Annotated in this window: 18 protein-coding genes; 9 read left to right on the top strand and 9 right to left on the bottom strand. The window is 39.5% G+C overall.

Annotated features, from left to right (window positions below; all coding sequences use genetic code 11):
* Positions 1-72: 72 nt before the first annotated feature.
* The 4 genes from HX021_RS14320 (at position 73) to HX021_RS14305 (ending at position 3353) form a co-directional block, all read left to right on the top strand.
* Positions 73-633: a YeeE/YedE family protein gene (locus HX021_RS14320; protein ID WP_286591103.1), complete on the top strand. Its 561-nt coding sequence runs from the start codon at positions 73-75 to the stop codon at positions 631-633.
* Position 634: 1 nt separating this feature from the next.
* A complete protein-coding gene (locus HX021_RS14315) occupies positions 635-1048 on the top strand; it encodes a DUF6691 family protein (RefSeq protein WP_286591102.1) in 414 nt (137 codons plus the stop codon).
* 70 nt (positions 1049-1118) lie between these two features.
* Positions 1119-1934 carry a sulfite exporter TauE/SafE family protein gene (locus HX021_RS14310; RefSeq protein WP_286591101.1) on the top strand — a complete coding sequence of 272 codons (816 nt, stop codon included), beginning with the start codon at positions 1119-1121 and terminating at the stop codon, positions 1932-1934.
* Positions 1935-1946: 12 nt separating this feature from the next.
* On the top strand, positions 1947-3353 hold the full coding sequence (locus HX021_RS14305) for an MBL fold metallo-hydrolase (protein ID WP_286591100.1): 1407 nt from the start codon (positions 1947-1949) through the stop codon (positions 3351-3353).
* 74 nt (positions 3354-3427) lie between these two features.
* Here the strand turns inward: HX021_RS14305 and HX021_RS14300 are convergent, their stop codons facing one another.
* Positions 3428-4285 carry a hypothetical protein gene (locus tag HX021_RS14300; protein ID WP_286591099.1) on the bottom strand — a complete coding sequence of 286 codons (858 nt, stop codon included), beginning with the start codon at positions 4283-4285 and terminating at the stop codon, positions 3428-3430.
* Between the two features lie 161 nt (positions 4286-4446).
* Between HX021_RS14300 and HX021_RS14295 the strand changes: the two genes are divergently transcribed.
* A complete protein-coding gene (locus HX021_RS14295) occupies positions 4447-6324 on the top strand; it encodes a M1 family metallopeptidase (protein WP_286591098.1) in 1878 nt (625 codons plus the stop codon).
* A 92-nt stretch (positions 6325-6416) separates the two neighbouring features.
* On the opposite strand, the gene HX021_RS14290 is transcribed toward HX021_RS14295, so the two are convergent.
* Both HX021_RS14290 and HX021_RS14285 read right to left on the bottom strand, forming a co-directional pair.
* The gene (locus HX021_RS14290) at positions 6417-7538 is read right to left on the bottom strand and encodes a glycoside hydrolase family protein (RefSeq protein WP_286591097.1); all 1122 of its coding nucleotides are present in this window, start codon (positions 7536-7538) and stop codon (positions 6417-6419) included.
* Between the two features lie 33 nt (positions 7539-7571).
* Positions 7572-7868 carry a hypothetical protein gene (locus tag HX021_RS14285; RefSeq protein WP_286591096.1) on the bottom strand — a complete coding sequence of 99 codons (297 nt, stop codon included), beginning with the start codon at positions 7866-7868 and terminating at the stop codon, positions 7572-7574.
* Between the two features lie 395 nt (positions 7869-8263).
* On the opposite strand from HX021_RS14285, the gene hemW reads away from it, so the two are divergent.
* Positions 8264-9391, top strand: coding sequence for a radical SAM family heme chaperone HemW (gene hemW / locus HX021_RS14280; protein ID WP_286591095.1), 1128 nt, complete (start codon positions 8264-8266; stop codon positions 9389-9391).
* 136 nt (positions 9392-9527) lie between these two features.
* Entirely contained in the window at positions 9528-10976 is a 1449-nt protein-coding gene (locus HX021_RS14275) for a glyceraldehyde-3-phosphate dehydrogenase (RefSeq protein WP_286591094.1), read from the top strand.
* A gap of 44 nt (positions 10977-11020) precedes the next feature.
* Here the strand turns inward: HX021_RS14275 and HX021_RS14270 are convergent, their stop codons facing one another.
* Positions 11021-12265: a 3-deoxy-D-manno-octulosonic acid transferase gene (locus HX021_RS14270; protein ID WP_286591093.1), complete on the bottom strand. Its 1245-nt coding sequence runs from the start codon at positions 12263-12265 to the stop codon at positions 11021-11023.
* 65 nt (positions 12266-12330) lie between these two features.
* Here HX021_RS14270 and HX021_RS14265 point away from each other — a divergent pair, with 65 nt between their 5' ends.
* Together HX021_RS14265 and galE are read left to right on the top strand one after the other, a co-directional pair.
* The gene (locus HX021_RS14265; RefSeq protein ID WP_286591091.1) at positions 12331-13323 is read left to right on the top strand and encodes a UDP-glucuronic acid decarboxylase family protein; all 993 of its coding nucleotides are present in this window, start codon (positions 12331-12333) and stop codon (positions 13321-13323) included.
* Positions 13323-14354: a UDP-glucose 4-epimerase GalE gene (gene galE / locus HX021_RS14260; protein ID WP_286591089.1), complete on the top strand. Its 1032-nt coding sequence runs from the start codon at positions 13323-13325 to the stop codon at positions 14352-14354. The genes HX021_RS14265 and galE overlap by 1 nt, the downstream gene beginning before the upstream one ends.
* Positions 14355-14434: 80 nt before the next feature.
* Here the strand turns inward: galE and HX021_RS14255 are convergent, their stop codons facing one another.
* From HX021_RS14255 to lpxA, 5 genes are all read right to left on the bottom strand, one after another.
* The gene (locus HX021_RS14255; RefSeq protein ID WP_286591088.1) at positions 14435-16177 is read right to left on the bottom strand and encodes a transcriptional regulator; all 1743 of its coding nucleotides are present in this window, start codon (positions 16175-16177) and stop codon (positions 14435-14437) included.
* A 43-nt stretch (positions 16178-16220) separates the two neighbouring features.
* Positions 16221-16802 carry a 5-formyltetrahydrofolate cyclo-ligase gene (locus HX021_RS14250; protein ID WP_286591087.1) on the bottom strand — a complete coding sequence of 194 codons (582 nt, stop codon included), beginning with the start codon at positions 16800-16802 and terminating at the stop codon, positions 16221-16223.
* A gap of 200 nt (positions 16803-17002) precedes the next feature.
* On the bottom strand, positions 17003-17563 hold the full coding sequence (efp, locus tag HX021_RS14245; protein ID WP_286591086.1) for an elongation factor P: 561 nt from the start codon (positions 17561-17563) through the stop codon (positions 17003-17005).
* 85 nt (positions 17564-17648) lie between these two features.
* Complete coding sequence (locus HX021_RS14240; protein ID WP_286591085.1) at positions 17649-18272, bottom strand: ABC transporter ATP-binding protein; 624 nt, start codon at positions 18270-18272, stop codon at positions 17649-17651.
* Between the two features lie 22 nt (positions 18273-18294).
* On the bottom strand, positions 18295-19083 hold the full coding sequence (lpxA, locus tag HX021_RS14235; protein WP_286591084.1) for an acyl-ACP--UDP-N-acetylglucosamine O-acyltransferase: 789 nt from the start codon (positions 19081-19083) through the stop codon (positions 18295-18297).
* Positions 19084-19089: the final 6 nt, after the last annotated feature.

Below are 19089 nucleotides of genomic sequence, written 5' to 3'. Positions count from 1 at the left end.
TCACGGTAACATTTGTTACAGGCTTTTGTAATTGCAGTATGTACCTTTGCAACATAACTTAAGAAGAGTGTTATGTTATTGGAATACATCAAACAACCCTGGCCCTGGTATATTTCAGGTCCATTAATCGCATTCGTCATGTATCTCTTGTTAAAGCAAGGAAAGGATTTTGGCATGTCAAACAACCTAAGAACCATGTGTACGGTATTAGGTGCAGGAAAATCAGCCTCTTTTTTTCGATTTGACTGGAAATCCCAGGTCTGGAATCTGTTAGTCGTCCTTGGGACCGTTATCGGCGGTTTTATTGCACACTACTTGTTGAGCGATGGCTCGGCTGCACAAATCAATGAACAGAGTATTACAGACCTAAAACAACTTGGTATCATTGATCATCTCCAGGGCTACCTTCCGGAATCAATTTTTGTTTTTAATGGTTCCTTGTTTCAATTTTCGATCCTAAGCATCGGCGGGCTTTTTATCGGCTTTGGAACGCGGTATGCTGGAGGTTGCTCATCAGGGCATGCAATTTCAGGTCTCAGCAATTTCCAGCTTCCTTCTTTAATCGCCGTTATCGGTTTTTTTCTAGGCGGCATTATCATGGTTCATTTTTTATTCCCTTTAATCTTTGCCTAACATGAAAGCACTAAAATTTATAATGATCGGTATATTGTTAGGCATTGTCCTATATAAATCGGAGGCGGCCTCTTGGTACCGCATCTATGAAATGTTTCAGTTCCGTTCCTTTCATATGTATGGCATGATCGGCACGGCCCTAACAACAGCCATTATCATCGTTCAGGTCATCAAACGGACGAAGGCTAAAGACAGTAATGGCATGCAAATCGTATTTCACGATAAAGATAAAAGCATTACCCGTTATTTAGTTGGTGGCATCATCTTCGGGCTTGGATGGGCATTGACCGGAGCCTGCCCAGGGCCAATGTTTACCTTAATTGGCTCGGGATACTGGACCTTGGGTATTGTCTTGCTCTTTGCCCTTTTTGGAACCTGGATCTATGGTTTGCTCCGGAACAAACTACCCCATTAATGCAGCGGATGTCAAGGAGAGAAGCCTCCGGGATACTGTTGGAGAAATAACTGAATATTAGTAAAAAAGAATGGAATCAATATTTATCATCGGTTTTATATTGGCTGTATTAGTAGGACTATCAATGGGTCTGATGGGAAGCGGTGGTAGTATCCTGACCCTCCCAATATTTGTCTACCTATTTCATATAGAACCTCAGTATGCGCTTGACTATTCTCTTTTTTCGATCGGGATTTTGGCGCTAATCGGGTCGATTAGGCCACTAAAGAAAAATGAGATCAATCTAAAGACCACAGCAATTTTCTTGGTTCCTTCTCTCTTTTCTGTTTATCTTACGAAACGTTATCTTCTAGCTGCAATACCAGAACAATTTAACCTGGCAGGAGTAGAAATTTCTAGAAATCACACCATCATGCTATTATTCTCCGCGGTCATCATCATTTCTGCTTCCGCTATGGTCACGCAACGAAAACAGGTTAAAACCGTAGCAGTAATCATGAATAGTGTTCAAATTGCCAAAATAACATTGGTCGGCTTCCTGGTGGGCATTATGACTGGTTTAGTTGGCGCCGGTGGTGGTTTCATTATTGTTCCTGCTTTGGTATTGCTTATAGGAATCCCTTTAAAACAAGCTATTGCGACATCTTTGTTTATTATTGGACTAAATGCTTCATTTGGCCTAGTGGCCAACTATCAGCTCATGGAACACATCAATTGGCCAATACTAATCCTTTTTACCTTGATTACTTTAATTGGCCTTCAAATTGGCTCCAAATGGAAAGAAAGATTGGACACGATAAAGCTAAAAGGTATCTTTGGGTATTTTCTACTCGGTATAGGCACGCTTATTCTTATATCCGAAATCTTTCAATTTGTAAATCATTAAAAATCATATATTATGTTCTTTCAACACATTTTCGAATCATCTTTAGCCCATTCAAGTTATTTAATTGGCTGTCAAGCCAAAGGTGTAGCTATCGTTATTGATCCCAAGAGAGATGTGGACACCTATTTGGCAATTGCAAATAAGAACAACCTCAAGATTACACATATTGCTGAAACGCATATCCATGCTGACTATCTTTCGGGTACACTGGAGTTAGCGGAACTGACAGGCGCACAATGCTATCTTTCCGATGAAGGAGGTCAGGACTGGCAATACGAATTTCCTCACATTGGGCTAAAAGATGGAGATCAAATCCATGTTGGAAATCTTATTTTCAATGTGATACATACTCCCGGACATACTCCTGAAAGTATCAGTTTATCCTTGATTGACACCCCAGCTACAATGGAGCCCGTCATGATCTTTACCGGCGATTTTGTATTTGTTGGAGATGTAGGAAGACCCGATCTTTTAGAGAATGCCGCAGGTCTTATTGGTACAAAAGAAATTGGTGCCCATCAGATGTTCGGTTCGCTCAAACAGTTTCTAGCACTTCCTGACCACATTCAAGTATGGCCAGCACACGGTGCTGGCTCAGCTTGTGGAAAAGCATTAGGCGCAGTACCAAGTACAACTGTAGGCTATGAACGGATCCGAAACTGGGCCCTTCAATACAAAGACAATGAAAAAGCTTTCGTCCAAGAACTTTTGGATGGACAGCCTGAACCACCCCGTTATTTTGCCATGATGAAAAAACTCAACAAAATAACACGTCCTTTACAAACAGCCGTCCCACAGTATACCAAACTTACAAAAGACGAGTTTATCAAACACTATAAGGCTGGGACCGCCACCATTGATACTCGACATAAATTTGATTTTGCAAAAGGTTACCTTCCCAATAGCATCAATATCCAAAATAATAAAACCTTTAATACCTGGGCAGGTTGGGTACTAAATTATACAGAACCATTCATTCTTATACTGGACGAGACTGAACTGGATGATATTACCCGTAAACTCATGCGCATCGGATTAGATCAGGTAGTAGGCTATATCACCCCTGAAATGGTTTCGCAACTTGGGATTCCTTTGGAGAGACAACAACTTATCGATTTTGACGAAATGAACCGTGCGGTCGGCAATCCCAATGCCCAGATTCTCGATGTGCGTAACACGACCGAATTTACAGCCGGCCATCTGCCCGGTGCTACACATCTTTTTGTCGGAACAATTGCCGACAACCTGGATAAAATCGATAGAGAGAGAAAATTATACCTTCATTGCCAATCAGGTGACCGCGCGACAATTGCAGCCTCTATTTTGGCTAAATATGGCATTAAGGATATTAAAATTTATAGCCCATCCATTAATGATTGGGTCGCAAAAGGGGGGGGGTTGGTTAAATCATCTTTTTAATTGTCTTCCAGCTATCCATGAAGCGGCTAAGAACGAGTTCTTAGCCGCTTCATGGATACTATTATTTACCTTCACTATAGACTGTTTCTATTGATGCGTAAAAATTCTATGATTTCATTCTTCTTTTCCTCAACCTTCCCCTTTTTTTCTATAAATTGATGATTATAAATCGTCAAATACTGATGATCGTCAGTATCTGATTCATAAACCTCTGCCGTAGCAAAAGAAAGATGTTCTTCTTCTTCAGGCAAGTGTTCATGAATGTAAGCAAAGTCATGATTTCCCAGTAAGCTTGTTACAGTTGCCTGATCTTCCACAAATTTAAATCTTCCTGGCAGTATCCTTTTATTCATCCAGGTTTCATCCTTTTCAGAGAAAGGATAAATTGTAATCCCCCGAAATGCCAATATGATCGGAGTCAAGACAATAATCAACATCTCAATACCCCATATCGCCCAAAGCATTCCCCCTGATACCGGATTTTTTTTCAAGGAGAATGTTCCTACCTCATTAAGATCCTGAATGGCTTCCCAAATAAAAGAAGGATGTAGAAAAAACGCTTTAAATCCCTCTAAATTAAAAGAGGATTTTACCCAAGTGTCACCGCCCATCGTCCCTTCAGCATTGTACATTAATGAGACAAACAAAGCCCATTGGGCATAGAAACCCAATAATGCAATAATCAGAGTAATCAGTACTGCCATCCCCTTATTTCTTAATTTCCAACGCTTAAAACAAAAATTGAGGATAAAAAATATACCAGCGCCAAAACCCAGCGTAATAAATACATTGAAATAGATAATAGGAATAAACCATTGTAGCGCAATATATAGTATGGCTAAAACAATAGCTCCAAGAACACCGAGCACAAGTGAGCCAATCAAGGCTAAAAAAGGAACCTTCCCTGAAGGTCTATAATACAAATTTTCCATAAAACAGTACAACCAAATTATTTAACTCAAGAGATAAATCCACTAACCAAAACCAAGCCAATTGTACTTAAAAAAATGACTTTCGTCAAGATTTAATGACATTTGACAGCTTTAGATCTATTCCGTCCCTATTTCTTGAGACAATTTTGTAAGTTTGGAACATGAAAATCAAATTATTATCCTTTTTTGCACTTGCATGTGTATTAAATTTTTTGGGAAGGGACGTGAAGGCCCAAAGGAAAGGATTCTGGCAACAGCGAGTTAACTATACCATGGATGTCACCGTGGACGAAAAAGCTTATCAATATGATGGGAAAATGGTATTAAAGTATAGCAACAACTCAGGCCAGTCTTTAAATAAAGTCTACTTTCATTTATATTTTAATGCCTTTCAACCCGGATCGATGATGGATTATCGTTTAAAGAACATCAGTGATCCCGACAGGCGGATGGTTTCAAATATCGGCACAAAAGAAAAGCCTGTATATCAGAGCCGTATTGAAAAGCTACAACCCAACCAAATTGGCTATCAGAAAATCAAAAGCCTGTCCATGAATGGCATCAATACAGTATTTAAGATCGACGGAACAATACTGGAGGTGACCTTACCAACAGCGATTCAAGATGGTGAAACCGTCAATTTTGATATGGAGTGGACTGCTCAGGTACCCGAACAGATCCGCAGGACAGGTCGTAATTCAGCAGAAGGCGTTGCACTTTCTATGGCACAATGGTATCCAAAAATGGCTCAATTTGATGAATTTGGTTGGCATCTGGATGAATACACCGGTCGGGAATTTATCGCACCTTTTGGGGATTTTGATGTCACCATTCACCTCAATAAGAATTATGTGATTGGTGCATCAGGAGTGCTTCAAAACCCGGATGAAGTAAAAGGCTATCAGTCCAAAGCCAAAATCAAATCGCAAGACGGCAAGGCGACCTGGCATTACAAAGCCCAAAATATCCATGACTTCGTTTGGGCCGCAGATCCAAAGTTTGTCGTTGACTCTGCGTCAAGCAAAAACGGCATAAAAGTTTATACAGTATTCTTACCGACGGATAAAGAGGTGGTATCAAACTGGAAAACGGCATTGGGTCTCTCTACTGAGTTCTTTGATTTTTGTAGTGCGAAATTTGGGACCTATCCTTGGCCGACTTATACCATCATCCAAGGTGGAGACGGAGGTATGGAGTACGGTACTGCCACGCTGATTACCGGTGGGCGAAATTTAAAAAGCCTCGTGGGAGTTATATTCCACGAATCCGCCCACTCATGGTATCAACAATTATTCGGCATCAATGAAACTGTCGATGAATGGTTTGATGAAGGATTCACCTCCTATGTAGAAGAATTAGCGATACAAAGTATTTTCGAAAAACGCGGTGCCATAGCATCAAACCCACAGATTGATGCATACCGGGCATATTATAAACTGGCTCTCTCAGGAAAAGAAGAACCGATGAGCCTCCTTGCCGATTACTATAATACAAACTATGCCTATAGCAATGAGGCATACCGTAAAGGTGCTGTCCTTGCCGAACAACTGGGCTACATCATCGGGCAAGAAAATCTGGAAAAGACATTCCTGAAGTTTTATGATATCTGGAAATTCAAACATCCGACACCAAACGATTTCAAACGTGTTGCCGAAGAAGTCTCAGGAATTAATTTAAAATGGTACTTCAATCTATTTATAAATACAACCCGCCAGATCGATTATGCGATAGGCAATGTAAACGACACAACGGTTCAGCTGATCAATAGATCAAATTTTGCGATGCCATTGGATGTTCTGGTCGAATATGTTGATGGCAGTAAAGAATTGTTCTATATCCCGTTACGAGAAATGCGTGGCGAAAAACCAGAAGAACATTTCGACATTTATAAAGGAGTTAAACGTACCGTGCTCCCAGATTGGTTCTGGACGAAACCTGAATATTCAATTCCATTGGCCAAGGTGCCTAAAAAAGTAAGTATCGATCCCTCGCTTCGACTTGCGGATGTTGAATCTGCAGATAACGAATGGACACGTTAATCCAATGGGGAGGCAGCCTGGAAAAGTTTGTTTTCATCTTTTTCCAGGCTATTTTTTTATTCAAAAGCCAGCCGTTATAACATCAATGGTCTCTATGATACTTTCAATGGAATAACCATATTCCAGGTACGTTCAAACTGATAAGGAGCCGTTCCATCACCAGTTGCTGCAAACAAATGAGTAGGTTTCCCATTTTCAAATAACAAGAAAGGCCTTTCAAAGTTAGCCTGGGTACTTTTACTGCCATCATCCCAATGGATAACTTTGGAATAAGCTTTCACAAACTTTGATAAACGCCAGTCTACGCCGTCTTTAGAATAAGCATGTATACCACCGCCCTCTTCTCCGCAGATCTTCCCATAGCGGTCCTTCATAATAAGCTCGAAATGCTGGCCATTATGCCAGACAAAAGGATCTTCTACATCATTTTCATGATTTTGATCTGTATGAAAAGAGAATATCGGCTTGTCAGATAAACGGAGATAAGGTCCCAAAAACGACTCTGCGCATGCTGCGCCCAACAACAGTGGCGGATCATAGTTCACCGGTGAAGATTTATAGATCAAATAAACCTTCCCATCCGGTAAAACAACCGGCGATGGGTTGGAGGTAATAGAAGCATCCCATTTTCCAAGCCGTGGGTTCAGAATCGGTTGATCAACTCTTTTCCATGGGCCAGCGATTGATTTGGAATAGGCCATCCCGATCCGTTTGTGCATCCAGGCTTTTTGCCCCAGTCCAGACTCCCATACATTTTCCGAGTACCCTGGATTAGGTTCTTGATAATTATTGCCAAAATAATACAGCACATAATATTCACCACTCTTCACGATTCGGGGATTATGGGTCGTACATCCATCAAAATACTGCTTCCCACGGGCAGGTAGTACCACCTCGACAAATTCATAAGGTCCTTCTGCCGTATCTGAGATAGCACGTACAACTTCTGAGTTCGTAACCCAGTTGCCAAAACCATACTGCTTGCTCCATCGGGAAGCAAACATATGATATTTTCCATCTTCTCCTCTAATCACAGTGGGATCCCAGATCCAATAATCTTTCATCATAAACCCGCCACCACGTGGTGCAGGTAACAATCTATCGATAAAAGCTTCTTCAACACTATTGTCCAGGGAAAGGCCATGCTTTGAAAGCATCAAAAGGCCAGAGGCACCGATCACATTTCTCAGAAAGTCCCGACGGGAGTTTTTCATACAATTCTTTTTTAATCTAAAATAAATCTGTTGCTATTCCCAGTCGATGTTACCTATGACCGGTTCAGGGAAGTCAATTTTCTTGGATACAATATAGTCTTTCAAGACCTGTCCATTCTGCACATGATAGGTCAGTAGAATATCTGTTACGTAATATGATTTGTTGTTAGAAGGACTGCTATTTTTGCCCGTTTTGTCCGTAAGATAATACTGTACAGTGCTCATTTTTCCAAAGCCTTTCTCGGACAAAATACTATTTGCACTCAGTTGATATTCATCCCCTTTTTTTCTTAATTTTTTAGATACAAATTTCTCAATTAGCTCATCCATGATGACTTAGGTTTTATAAATTGGTATTTTTTACGAAACAGATCTTTACAACAAGATAAAAAATAACTATCTTGTTGTCAAGTCCATTTATCCCCTATCCCAAGATCGTTACACCTTGCTTATATTGAATAAATGCTGAGTGGAAGTCAACAAAAGTCCGTCAAAGTCTGTTGAAGTCCGTCAAAGTCCGTATTAACCAGGGCATAACTCAAGCTTAACTTAGGGATAACCTATACCTTTCATTGAGCCATGGCCTTTATTTCACCGACGTATTACCACTATGTAGCCTCAATTGTCGATCAAGGATCAATACTATGTCGAACAAGAGGCGGACGTAAGGAGGAAAAAGGGCGAATAAGGCTCGAAGTTGGTATAGTGTTGGTATATTTGTATCCATGATTTACATCCATATCCCTTTCTGTAAACAAGCCTGTCATTATTGTGACTTCCATTTCAGCACCTCCTTGCAGTACAAAAAAGAAATGGTCAGCGCCCTATTGCGCGAAATTGAACTACGGTCTCCTTATCTAGCGGATAGAAAAATAGAATCCATTTATTTTGGCGGTGGCACTCCTTCATTATTAGAGGCCGATGAAATATCGAAAATTATTGATACTGTAGCCAAACACTTTGATATTAGCTATGAAGCAGAAATTACACTGGAAGCAAATCCTGATGACCTTAGTGCATCAAAAGTGAATGCATTACGATCAACCCCCATCAATAGATTCAGCATAGGTATACAGTCTTTTTATGAGGAAGATTTACGATGGATGAATAGAGCACACAATCAGCAAGAAGCATGCTCTTCCATCATGCGGGTACAAGATGCAGGTTTTGAGCAGATTACCTGCGACCTTATCTATGGTTACCCACAATTGACCAACGAAAAATGGCAGCACAATATGCAACAGCTCATTGATTTTGACATTCCTCATATCTCCTCTTACTCCATGACTGTAGAAAATAAAACAGCATTAGATCATTTTATCAAAAAGGGACTAAGTCCAGCAATTGATACGGACCAGGCAGCAGACCAGATGAATCTCCTTATGGACACCTTAAAAACTGCAGGATATGAGCAGTATGAAATTTCCAATTTTGCAAAAAACGGACGTTATGCACGTCATAACACGAATTACTGGAAAGGGAAACACTATCTAGGCATAGGCCCTTCAGCACATTCATTTAATGGGACTTCCAGATCCTGGAATATCTCCAACAATGCGAAATACATGAAAGCAATCAATTCGAATCAACTTCCCTTAGAAGTTGAGCACTTAACAAACTTGGATCAGATCAATGAAGGTATCATGACTTCGCTCAGAACAATGTGGGGACTGGACTTAAACCAGGTTGAACACAGGTTTGGACAATCTGTTAAAAATAGTCTATTGAAAGATGCTGCCCCATTCCAAGAAGAGAAGAAGCTTATTTTGGAAAACAATATCTTGCGTTTAACAGATGTAGGAAAATTAATGGCCGACCATATTATGTCCGAGCTATTCATAATAGAAGATTGATAATTTTAAGCCCAATATTTTATAATAACAGTAATACGACACCGGTTTTTATTTGTAAAATTATGAAAACAAAAATATAAGCTCCATTTTAATAAGGTTTGTGCTATGTTTGCACCATAATCTATTATAAAATATTATGTCACACAAACCTTCTTTTGACCGAGAGATCAAAAGTTACAAAGACCAGCAAAATGCCGCTGCAAACTTTATTCAAATCATTAGCAATCTTTGGTACAACCATGCTGTCGAACTCGTCTTTTTCCGGAGCCAACTCATCGATGTAAAATCTAGTTCGATTCTCAGTTTACTTAAGGAAAGTACTGTTCTCACAGCACAACCGTTGAGTATATTTGAAACACTCCATGTCGCAAAGATATTGGAAAAACTCCCCCTCTCTCCTGCGCGTATCGATATTGGCAAGCTTACGTTGCAGGTCAAAAAGCACGCCGTTCCTCTAAACGATCTGCCCATTTTTATTACAAATGAATTAAAAGGGATCAATCAACAGCAAGAATTGAAACCGCGTGATGTTGTCCTTTATGGCTTTGGCCGCATTGGTCGCTTACTGGCCCGTGAACTTATCAATAAAGCTGGTACAGGGCAGCAACTCCGTCTTCGTGCCATTGTAACACGGGATGCCATGGATGCCAAATCCTTACAAAAAAGAGCTACATTATTGAAAAATGATTCCATACATGGCGTGTTTGATGGAGAAGTCCAAGCTGATCTCGTCAATCAAGCCCTTATTATCAATGGTATTACTGTTCATCTCATTTCTGCCAAACAGCCCGAAGATATTGACTATACACAATACGGGATACAAGATGCTTTAATTATCGACAACACTGGGGCATTTCGCGATAAACAGGAACTTGGTCGGCACCTGCAGTCCAAAGGTTCGGCTCAAGTCTTACTGACGGCCCCCGGGAAAGGTGTGCCAAATATTGTATATGCTGTAAATGAGAAAAACATTGATTTACAAAAACACACTATCTTTTCCGCGGCTTCCTGTACCACCAATGCAATTTCGCCTGTTTTGGCTGTGCTTGAAGAAAAAATAGGTATCGAAAAAGGACATATAGAAACCATCCACTCCTATACCAATGATCAGAACCTTGTCGACAATATGCACAAAAAATCAAGACGGGGCCGTGCTGCTGCTTTGAATATGGTGATTACAGAAACCGGTGCCGGCAGCGCCGTTTCGAAAGTCCTACCCACGCTGACCGGTAAGCTAACATCAAACGCCATTCGTGTTCCTGTACCAAATGGATCATTGGCCATTCTCAATGTGGAAGTCCGATCCAAAACAACGATCGATAAAATAAATGAGTTCTTAAGAGAAGCATCTTTGCACGGAGATCTCGTCGAGCAGATTAAATTTTCAAGAGACAATGAACTTGTTTCTTCGGATATCATCGGTACAACTGCCGCGGCAGTTGTTGATGCTCCGGCTACTATTGTTTCCGCAGATGGCAAGCATGTTGTTCTTTATGTATGGTATGACAATGAATATGGGTATTCACATCAAGTTATGCGCTTGTCACGGCATATTACTGGTGTTAGAAGGTATACCTATTATTAGTTCGAGATGTTGATTCAGTAAAAGGTGGTTCTTTAACCACCTTTTTAAATTTTCGCACTATTATTTTTTAGGTACTTCATAATGATTGCAGTTGCACCGGCTTTCTGTAGCACATACTGACGGGCAGCCTGGCCCACCTCCTGACAATGAGATCGGTCTTGCAAATCCGCAAAGACCTTTCTTAGTCCTTGACTATTAGCAACAGAAAAACCAGCACCATGTTGTATAAGATCTTTAGCTTCTTGAAATTTCTTGAAATTCGGGCCAAATAAGACCGGAATTCCATAGGTGGCTGCTTCCAGCGTATTATGAATCCCTGAGCCAAAACCACCGCCGATATAAGCCATCTGGCCATAACCATACAATGAAGATAACATTCCAATATTATCAATAACGAGTATTTGTGATTCGGCCAATATGGCATTATTATACGCCGCCATTTTAGAAAATTGAAGTGCAGTTGGCCATAGCTTTAAAATAGCTTCCAAATGTGGTCCATCAATTTCATGCGGAGCCAGAATTAATTTATAGCCTGGATAGTGCTGAATCAATTCTTGCAACATTTGTTCATCTTCAGGCCAGGTGCTACCTGCAACCAGGGTCGGGTTATCACCAATGAATTGCGCTATTTCGGGAATCATCTTCTTATTTTTGGGAAGATCCACAACCCGATCAAAACGCGTATCTCCAGCAAGGCCAGCATGACGGATTCCAAATTCCTTCAACAGGCGAACGCTTTCTTCATTTTGGACAAAAAAATAAGTCACATAACTCAAAATCTTTAGAAAAAAAGTACCATAAGCCTGAAAGAAAATCTGCTCAGGCCGGAAGATTGCAGAAATCAGAAACAATGGAATAGACCTTTTATGAAGTTCTTCAAAATAATAATACCAATATTCATATTTTGTAAATATCACAAATGAAGGTCTTATCAAATCCACGAACAGTTGCGCATTCTTCGCCGTGTCGTATGGAAGATAAAAAACATAATCAGCCAAATTGGTATTTTTCCTTATTTCATAACCGGAGGGAGAATAAAATGTTACAATAATTTTATAGTTCAAATAATTATTTTTCACTGCCTCCAAAACCGGCCTTCCCTGTTCAAATTCTCCCAATGACGCAAAGTGGAACCAAATATGTTTTTGCGTTGAATCAACCGTTTGTTTCATCCGGGAATACCAATCCTTACGTCCTGCTACCATGAGTCTTGCCTTGGCATGAAAAGGAGCCAAAATACGCAATAAGAGGCCATAGAGAAAGATTCCAACTGAATAAAGCAAACGCATGTTTTTAAAATAATGTTTATCTTAGTCAAAGATATTAAACCCATTTCATTAAAAGGAAGCATTGAGTGGAAAATAAACATCGTAAACGGATTTTGATAACAGGAGCAGCAGGTTTCCTTGGCTCCCACCTTTGCGATCGTTTTATTACTGAAGGACACGAAGTAATTGGCATGGACAACCTGATTACAGGTGATCTCCAAAATATTGCCCATCTATTCAAATTGAAAAATTTTGACTTCTATCATCATGATGTTTCAAAATTTGTCCATATCCCAGGACAACTGGATTATATTTTACATTTTGCCTCACCAGCTAGCCCCATTGATTATCTTAAAATACCCATACAGACACTGAAAGTTGGTTCATTGGGGACACATAATCTTCTGGGATTGGCAAGAGCAAAAAAAGCCCGCATACTAGTTGCCTCAACATCTGAAGTCTATGGCGATCCATTGGTATCCCCTCAGTCAGAAAATTATTGGGGAAATGTCAACCCTGTGGGACCGCGAGGCGTATATGATGAGGCAAAACGTTTTCAGGAAGCAATCACGATGGCTTACCATAACGCACATGGCTTAGACACCCGCATCGTACGCATATTTAACACTTATGGTTCCAGGATGCGTCTCAATGATGGCCGTGCTATTCCAACTTTTATTGCCCAGGCCATACGGGGTGAAGAGATCTCTATTTTCGGCGATGGATCTCAAACGAGATCATTTTGTTATATTGATGATCAAATTGAAGGCATTTATCGGCTCTTGCATTCCGATTGTGTACATCCGGTCAACATCGGTAATCCAGATGAGATTTCACTCTTACAGCTTGCCAGGGAAATTATAGAAATAACAGGAAGCACCAGTAAGATCAGCTATAAGCCCTTACCGCTCGATGATCCTAAACAACGAAAACCCGATATCGGGCTGGCCATTTCAAAACTAGGCTGGCAGCCACAAGTCGACCGAAAACTTGGATTAAAGAAAACAATTGATTTTTACAGAAAGGTTCCATTGGAAACTTTGTCCCATAAAGATTTTACTTACTATAATCAAAAATAATGAACAAAAAAATATTAGTCACCGGAGGAACAGGATATATTGGTTCTCATACCGTTGTCGAATTACATCAAGCGGGATATACACCCGTAATTATTGACGATCTTTCCAACTCGAACATCAAAATTTTAGATCAGATAGAGAAAATCATTGGCATTAAACCCGAATTCCATCAATTTGATCTTTGTGACAATGCCAAGGTGGATGAGTTTGTAAAAAATAATACAGATATTACTGGAATTATTCACTTTGCCGCATCCAAAGCTGTTGGAGAATCGGTTCAGAATCCATTAAAATATTATCATAACAACTTCTTTTCGTTGATCAATCTATTAGAATCATATAGAAACAGACCAATAAATTTTGTTTTTTCTTCAAGCTGCACGGTATATGGCGAACCCGATCACCTGCCAGTAGATGAAAAAGCTCCTGTAAAGAAAGCAACTTCACCTTATGGCAATACCAAACAGATTGCCGAAGAAATTCTTGAGGAAACAGCATCAGCGTACAACAATTACAATATCATAGCATTACGTTATTTTAATCCAGTCGGTGCCCATGCTTCTGCTTTGATCGGTGAACTCCCGAATGGTGTACCACAAAATCTACTTCCTTTTATTACCCAAACTGCCATTGGTAAAAGAGAGAAGTTAACGGTATTTGGGGATGATTATGATACGCCGGATGGATCTTGTATCCGCGACTATATCCATGTGGTTGATTTAGCTAAAGCCCATGTGGCTGCTATCAAATTATTGGAACAAGGCAACCCGAATGGGCAATATGATGTTTTTAATGTGGGAACAGGTAATGGTTATTCAGTTCTGGAGGCAATCAAAGCTTTTGAGAAAGCTTCGGGGCAGAAATTGAACTATGAAGTAGGCCCACGTCGGGACGGCGATATCATTCAAGTATATGGTGATGTCACCAAATCGGCCAATCAGCTCCATTGGAAAGCCGCTTTAGGCATAGATGAAATGATGGCTTCAGCTTGGGCCTGGGAGAAAAATCTAAAAGAAAATCCTTTAGACTAACTCCCATACAAAGAAAGCGGTTCCGGCCTCTGAAAATAGCCTAGAACCGCTTTCTTTTATTATTGAAATAATACGGCGATTTAAACAAGTTCTTTATAGGAGATATATTCCATCAAGGCTCCCGCTTGCCCACCTAATTTCTTTTTTAAACGTTGCATTGATTTCTTAATGGCATCAGGAGTCACTCCCAAAACATTGGCCACCTCTTTATTATTAAGCCCCAGTTTTATCAAAACAATTACCCTCAGGTTAGATTCAGTGAGATCAGGAAATTTCATCTGGATATCTTGAAGCAGGTTTGGAAACTCCCTTACAATCAGCAGCTTAAATTCATGCCATTTTTCATCTGTGATAAGATGTGACTGCAACAATGCTTTCAGCTCATCCCTGTCTTTCCCCACGGTATTTCCTCGTTCGTTAAGCATAGCGGAAAGCAAATTTATCTGATCATTATTGCGCCGAAGATAGACCATATATTCCTCAATCTGGCTTTTGGAACTCGTCAGTTCCCGGTCTAATTCTGCTTTGGTATATTTCAAATTCAGCAATTGGTATTCATATTCCCGGATACGTTTTCTGGCACGGTATCGCAAGGCATTATAGATAAAAAAGAATAAAACCAATATAAATAAGCTCAACATTAGCCATAATCTTTTTTCTGCTTGCTTCTTTTTAATTATAGCTTGTGCCAATGACAATTTATCAGCAAATTTCTGTTTATCGGCCATAAATTTCAATTGGGACAATACGGGGTCCCCATCCAAAAACCGTAGTGAATCCTGTAGCCGGTCAATCCTTCTACGTGCATTCAGCTCCGTTCCCAATTCCTGATTCTGTACAGCTAAATTTAATTTATGGGTTTCAAGCTCGAGTATTGTTTTTTTATCATTAGATCCCTGCAAGAGATGCTCAGCTTCCCGGATCATTTGACGGGCCTTCGCATTTTCTTTCAATGCAATATTCATCCGGATCCGCATCATTAAAGCAAGAATGGTATTTCTGTTATTTCCTAATGATTTTGAGATTTTAAGATCGCTATCTAAAAGAGCCAATGCTTTTTTATAATCCCCCATCCCCTCATAGACTGCTGCTTGATTGCCTAAAGTTTTAGCATAACGAAGCGAGTCCTTTTCTGAAAGGGCCAAATTTTGAGCGAGTTCAAAATTTTTCATAGCCTGAACCGTATCTCCCCCACTTTTTAACGTCAGAACACCCAGATTGTCTAAAATTTCTGCTTTCAAACGCCCCGAGATATGAGGTTGTTGCTGCACCAGGTCCAGATACTTCATTCCTAATGCATAATCACCTAAAGTACCAAAGAAATAACCAAGCTTCTTATAAGTCTGCGTAACATCCAATACCAAATCCTTTGGAATATCTTCTAGTCCTTTTTCTCCTTCCAAAATAAAGGGCAATGCTTCCGAAGTCTTTAGGCAACGATATAAATAATATCCATAGGCTACCTTTACCCAGGTCTTAACATTTTGGTAATTATAACTGTCCTCTAAATCAAGAGCCTTTAGATAATATCTATCACTAAAAATATTTCTTCCGCGCTCTGAATCGAAAGACTGATTGGCTAATAAACAATAATAAATTGCAAGCAACGCATTATCATTTTTCCGGATCGCCTGGTTAAAATAAGGTGTTAAATAATGTGTTAATGCAGAGCTAGAGATTTGATATTTTTGCGATTCCTGTATAATTGTTTCATAAAAATTTCGCTCTTCCACAGAGGAATTCGGATCCAACATATCCATTCCAAAAATGGAACGGCAGGGAACCGTAATTAGAAAGAAAAGAATCAGAAACAATTTTGCCATACTAGCATTGAAATGAATATCGTCCTAAAATTAAGAAATAAATTTAATTAACATCAAAACTATACATATTATATGGAGTAATCGCTTTCGTTAACCGGATATCATGTTCATTTTTATCGAGAATAACCGCTATTGGATCAAAAAAAGACAAGCCAACTCGCTGTACAGTTGATTTACAGGTGGAGAAAAACCGATCATAAAACCCTTTCCCATAGCCAACCCGATGCCCCTCAAGGTCAAAAACCAATAGCGGCACGATGATCAAGTCGATAGCAGTAGGGGAAATTTCTACACCTGCTATTGGCTCAAGAACACCCCAGCGGTTCGTTTCAAAACGAGTTTGTTCATCTAGAATAAAATGTTGCATTGAACAGTCATCGAAATTAGATCGCGAAACGACGATGGTTATTTCAGGGAAAGATGCTCTTATATAATTTATCAAAGAATAAGTATCCGGTTCATGATATTTTTCAATAGGAAGAAAGATATGCATAAATTTTACCATCGAAAGATCTATTTCCTTAAACTGCAGTAATAATTTCTTGTTAAGTTCTAATTCCACTTCCTCAGCTAGTTGGCATCTTTTGACCTTATATTCCTGTCTTAATTCTTTTTTTGATTTCATACATAAATTATATGTTATTTACAGATCATCCCGTTTTTAAAGCATTCATGTTGTCTTCGGCAATTTTACTCCCCATTTTTTGACTCAAGTGTCTGTACTTTTTTCAAACAGAGATAAGCATGCTATCCTATGCTAAAAAAAACGGCCTTGTAGCGAGCGCTATCAAGACCGAATAATCAACCTAAACCTAAATCTTTATATTATTTTACGCGTTCGATATAATTACCTGTTTGCGTATCAACTTTTACTTTTTCGCCTTGATTAATAAATAAGGGTACCATGATCTCAACCCCTGTTTCCACTGTTGCTTTTTTCAGGGCATTTGTGGAAGTATCTCCTTTCACAGCCGGCTCTGTATACGTAATCTCCAATTCAACACTTTTTGGAGCTTCCGCCATAATAGGCTCATCACTCTCGAAAGCGACAATGACGCTCATTCCCTCCTTTAAAAATCGTGCTGAATCCCCAAACAAAAATTTAGGAATATTGAATTGCTCATATGTATTATTGTCCATGACAACAAAGAACTCTCCATCTTCGTATAAATATTGATAATCATTGGTTTCAACCCGAGCAATTTCTACCGACTCATCAACTCTAAAACGATATTCAACTAATTTCCCAGTTTTTACGTTACGCATTCTTGCTTGATAAAATGCACGCAAGTTACCTGGTGTACGATGTATATATTCCTCTACAGAGACTAACTCTCCATTAAATCTTAAGATATTTCCTGATTTTACCTCTGATGCCTTAGCCATTTTTTTGAATTGAACTTTAAACGGTTATCTCATTATTGAGTCGTCAAAAATACAAAAACTAATTGTGTTATTAAAATTTCATTCGCTACTTTTTATAGTCTACGATAGAAATAGTTTCATTACAAAATTCGTATTCTTTTTTTTGGTTAGAGCAAATAATGAACGATCTAAAATCCCGTTTTGTTTGCTCAATTAAGTTAAGGTACCACTGTTCCCCAGCAAGGTCTAAATTACTTGTTGGTTCGTCGAGCAGAACAAGGCTTGTATCGGAGCAACATGCCAAAATCAGTTTTACCCTTTGACGCATACCCGATGAGAAAAATTTCAATTCTTTGTCCAAGGCATGTTCCAATCCCAGCAATTGCACAACACTTTCTTTATCAAAACCCTGGAGATAGTGCTTAAACTTAAAATGGAAATCCAACAACTCCCGCAAGGTAAACTCTTCGATCAACTCACTATAGGGAGCAGCAATCGAGAGGTGTTGATAAATTTCATCCACAGCAATAACATGATTTCCCTTGGTATAGATCAGTTCACCCGCCGAAGGGGTCAAACTTCCAGAAAGAACTTTCAATAAGGTCGACTTTCCTGAACCGTTTTGTCCAAGAACAGCATAACTTTTACCAGATTCAAAACTGTAGTCAATATGTTTGAATATCCACTCGTTATTATACCTTCGGCCAATATCTTTTAATGTAATTTTCAATATACAGGAATGTGTAATGCGATTACATCGCTCTATTATTGAAACCTTTCATGATCCCTCTTCCAGAATTTCTAATAAAGTCCAGGATTTCATCGCGAATTTCTGTAGCTTGATATTCGGCTTCAATGATCTCCATCGCTTTTGCCAAATTCCGATTCTGAACAAATAGAATACGGTAAAGATTCTGAATTTCGGCAATCTGCTCCTCAGAAAACCCTCTTCTGCGCAATCCAACAGAGTTAATGCCTGCATAAGAGATTGGTTCGCGCGCCGCCTTCACAAAAGGAGGAATATCCTTACGCACCAATGAACCTCCCGTTACGAAAGCATGTGAGCCAATTTTAACAAATTGGTGGACCGCCACCATACCCGCCAAAACAACATAATCACCTACGGTTATATGGCCAGCAAGTGTACTATTATTTGAAAAAACACAATTATCACCAACCTCACAGTCATGAGCAACATGGCTATATGCCTGAATAAGACAATTTTTTCCAATGACAGTTTTATAGCGGTCTTTGGTACCTCTATTAATGGTCACACATTCACGAATGGTTGTATTATCACCAATTTCCGCAGTCGTAATCTCTCCATCAAATTTTAAATCTTGAGGTTCTCCAGAAATTACGGCACCAGGATATATTTTACAGTTCTTTCCAATTCGAGCGCCATCCATAATAGTCACATTCGAACCAATCCAGGTTCCTTCACCAATGACTACATCTTTGTAAATTGTTACAAATGGCTCAATAACCACATTTTTAGCGATTTTTGCTTCTGGATGAATATAAGCTAATGGCTGTATCATCTATAC

Source organism: Sphingobacterium sp. N143 (assembly GCF_030325625.1).
Lineage (GTDB): Bacteria > Bacteroidota > Bacteroidia > Sphingobacteriales > Sphingobacteriaceae > Sphingobacterium.
The sequence above is the reverse complement of the archived record's forward strand: the minus strand, read 5'-3'. Positions and strand labels throughout refer to the sequence as shown.